The organism is Caldanaerobius fijiensis DSM 17918 (genome assembly GCF_900129075.1).
GTDB classification, from domain to species: Bacteria; Bacillota; Thermoanaerobacteria; order Thermoanaerobacterales; family Caldanaerobiaceae; genus Caldanaerobius; species Caldanaerobius fijiensis.
In genome coordinates this window covers 1-3,202 of the sequence record NZ_FQVH01000068.1, presented here as the reverse complement: position 1 = coordinate 3,202, position 3,202 = coordinate 1, and the positions used below count along the sequence as shown (strand labels likewise).

3 protein-coding genes are annotated in these 3,202 nt (G+C 38.5%); all 3 read right to left on the bottom strand.

Annotated elements, in window-relative coordinates; all coding sequences use genetic code 11:
* Positions 1–246: 246 nt before the first annotated feature.
* Positions 247–1,590 carry a 23S rRNA (uracil(1939)-C(5))-methyltransferase RlmD gene (rlmD, locus tag BUB87_RS13745; protein ID WP_073346634.1) on the bottom strand — a complete coding sequence of 448 codons (1,344 nt, stop codon included), beginning with the start codon at positions 1,588–1,590 and terminating at the stop codon, positions 247–249.
* On the bottom strand, positions 1,587–2,699 hold the full coding sequence (locus BUB87_RS13740) for a uroporphyrinogen decarboxylase family protein (protein ID WP_073346632.1): 1,113 nt from the start codon (positions 2,697–2,699) through the stop codon (positions 1,587–1,589). Before BUB87_RS13740 ends, rlmD begins: the two co-directional genes overlap by 4 nt.
* Positions 2,700–2,920: 221 nt before the next feature.
* Positions 2,921–3,202 (bottom strand): RNA-guided endonuclease InsQ/TnpB family protein (locus BUB87_RS13735; protein WP_143156725.1); only part of this gene is annotated, 282 nt, incomplete at its 5' end.

Genomic DNA, 3,202 nt, shown 5'->3' with positions numbered 1-3,202 from the left:
TATACTAAGAAATGGGTTAAATAAAATGTTAATTGATTCTTATCAAGAAAGAGCATGAAATTAATCTAAATACACAAAATATTTTTCACTCCCGGATATAGTGTTAAACCAATTGATTATAATGTATCCGGTAGATTGAATGCCTACGATCTTCAAAGGCATTCAAAAAACCAATTTAATTCATTTTAATGCATAAAATGTAGAAAAAAGGTTATTGTTCACTCCCAAAGACCGCCCTCTTTTAATTTATAAATCGCTAAAACCTTTTGTATTCCTCACTAATAATGTAACAACTTCCACATGGTACGTTTGGGGAAACATGTCCACAGGCTGCACTTCAATGACATCAAAACCATTATCAGCTAAAAAGCGCAAATCCCTCGCCAATGTACCCGGATCGCAGGATACATACACAATCCTTTTCGGTTTCATAGCTGCTAAAGTTTCTAACAATCTACTATCACAGCCTCGTCGAGGAGGATCGACTACCACAACGTCAGCTACTATCCCTCTTTTATACAGGCTATTTAACTCATCTTCCGCCTTACCTGCTATAAAGTTAGCGTTGGCAATGTGATTTATCGCGGCGTTCTCTTTAGCCGCTTCCACAGCCTCCTCTACTACCTCAATCCCATATACCTCTTTCGCCTTTCTTGCCAGGTAAAGGCTTATAGTACCTATTCCGCAATAGGCATCTACGACCACTTCATTTCCTGAAAGGTCAGCGTATTCCAGAACTTTATCGTACAACTTGACCGTTTGTTCAGGATTTACCTGAAAAAAAGAAAGAGGGGTTATGTTAAAATACAAGTCCTTTATTTTATCAATTATTTTATTAACACCATATAAAATCTTTGTTTTTTCCCTCTTTCTTTTATCTTCACACTTAAAAAGTTGTACAATACTCACAACGCCTTTAATCTGCTTCAAATAATCAATCAAATATTCGCTATCGCTTAGGTCTTTATCTACTGTCTCCAATATCACCATTATATTTCCGTTAAAACTGGATAGCTTTGTTATTATGCTTAATATCTCATGGTTAGCAAACTTTTTAATAAACTCTCTTACAGCTTTAACAACATCCATCACCGCAGTATCTTGAATATAGCACCTCTCTACAGGGATCACATCATGGCTTTTAGGTGCCCTAAAACCTATGACAGGATCATCGTCAACCCACATTACAGCAAATTCGGCCTTGTTCCTATAGTGCCATGGTTTATCTGCTCCTATAATATCATTTACTTTTGCTTCAATCTTGCCTATACGCTTTAACATGTTTTTTACTTTATTCGTCTTATACCTGAGCTGGCCTTCATAACTCAAATGCAAAAGCTGACAACCGCCACAATTTTTAGCGTTGCATTCTGGCTCAATCCTATCAGGGGAACTGATGATAATTTTCACTGCATCTGCAACAGCGTAATTTTTCGTCACTTTAAAAATTCGAGCTTCGACTCGCTCTCCAATTACAGCACCTCTTGTAAAAACAGTAAACCCATTTACTTTACCAACGCCCAATCCTTCACTGGATAAATCTACGATATCAATAATATAACTTTCTCCAACTACTACAGGTTGTTTCATACCACGCCATCCTTTGTAAAACACATTTGCTCAAGGGTTTCACATATTACCTCAATGTTTTTAAGCGGCACATCCGGTTCACATTCTGCGTATAACATAAGTCCTCCTTCAGGCATAGCTAAAGTATCTATAGCTTCTCTTATATGGTCTTTCAATTGCTGTGGTGTAGCAAAAGGAAATAACTGTCGATCTAGATCCAGATTTATGCACATCTTGCCTTTAGCGGTCCTGGCCAATCCTTCAAGCGTATTTGCCCTCACCTGCGGATTTATTATATTTACTCCACATTCATAAAGATCATCTATAATCTCTAAAATATGTCCGTCTGTATGAAGATGGACGAGAACACCATTTTCTCTGCAAGCCCCAACCATTTTAGCATAGGCAGGCTTTATATATTTGCGCCACTTCGCAGGGCTTATAGGTAAAGCATTCTGGTTTCCAAGGTCATCGCCCATGTATATCATTTCTACACCTATTTCCAATAGCTTGTTTATGAGCCTCATGTTGTGATTCAATACCATTTCGATCAAGTCATTTAATCGAGGCTCGTCTGTGGCCACATCTAGCATAAAATTTTCAAAACCCCTCAAGTAATAAAGCCTCATATACATGTGCCCATGAGGTAAACCGAAACTCGCCAACCCTCCTTTTTGCTTGATCTGTTCAAAGCGAGCCTTTAATTCATCCCAATTTACCTGTGGACCCCTATCAGCTTGGACCATTGGATCTGGAGCTTTATAAGTTTTAAAGTTCTCCCAATCCTCTAATGGAGATTCGACTACAGCCCCCTCAAGACCCGGTTCGATATTTTCCCAAACACATCCCCAACTATCAGTAAATCTCCCCTTTCTATAACCGGGGTCCCAATTCTTCTCATCGGTAATAGAATCCAGGTCAACCCCATTAACAGCCCATGGAAATAATTTTGGATGTTCCTGCACGATTTTCACCAGGTCCCGCCCATATTTTACCCATGTAGCAGGCATAATCCCAACACTTACAGGAATCCAATTTGGATACCTGAATTCCACAGCTTTCAGGTAATTTTCCGTCACCGCATCTTTTGCGTGTTGAGTGTGACGCATTAAAACATTTTCAAATGGCATAATATCTCCCTCTTAATATTTATCGTCAACTATATTGTCGTAAATCTTTCTTAAATAAATAATACCACATAGCAAATTATTGTGAACCCTCTCCCTCCTAAAGAGGAGGGAGTTTCCTATTTCATCGACCGCTGCCTGCTGTTATTCACAACAGGTCTTACACAATCTCCATAGGCGTAACTTCGGGTGGAACCTTCCCTACGAAAAATGTTATTACGTTTTTATGCAGCTATCCCCAATTGCCTTAATCCTTCATGAGGTATATTTATTGCTGCATTTATATCTCTATCTATTTCTAATCCGCATCCACATCTGTGTATCCTTACCGATAAGTCTTTTTCCTCTATTTTTCCGCACCTTGAGCATCTTTGTGATGTGTACGCAGCATTTACTTTTATGAATATTTTTCCTTCTCTTTCCGCTTTATACTGTAAATACTTATCCAACATTCCCCACCCTGCATTCGCTATTGATTTTGCAAGTTTATGATTTTTCATCATACT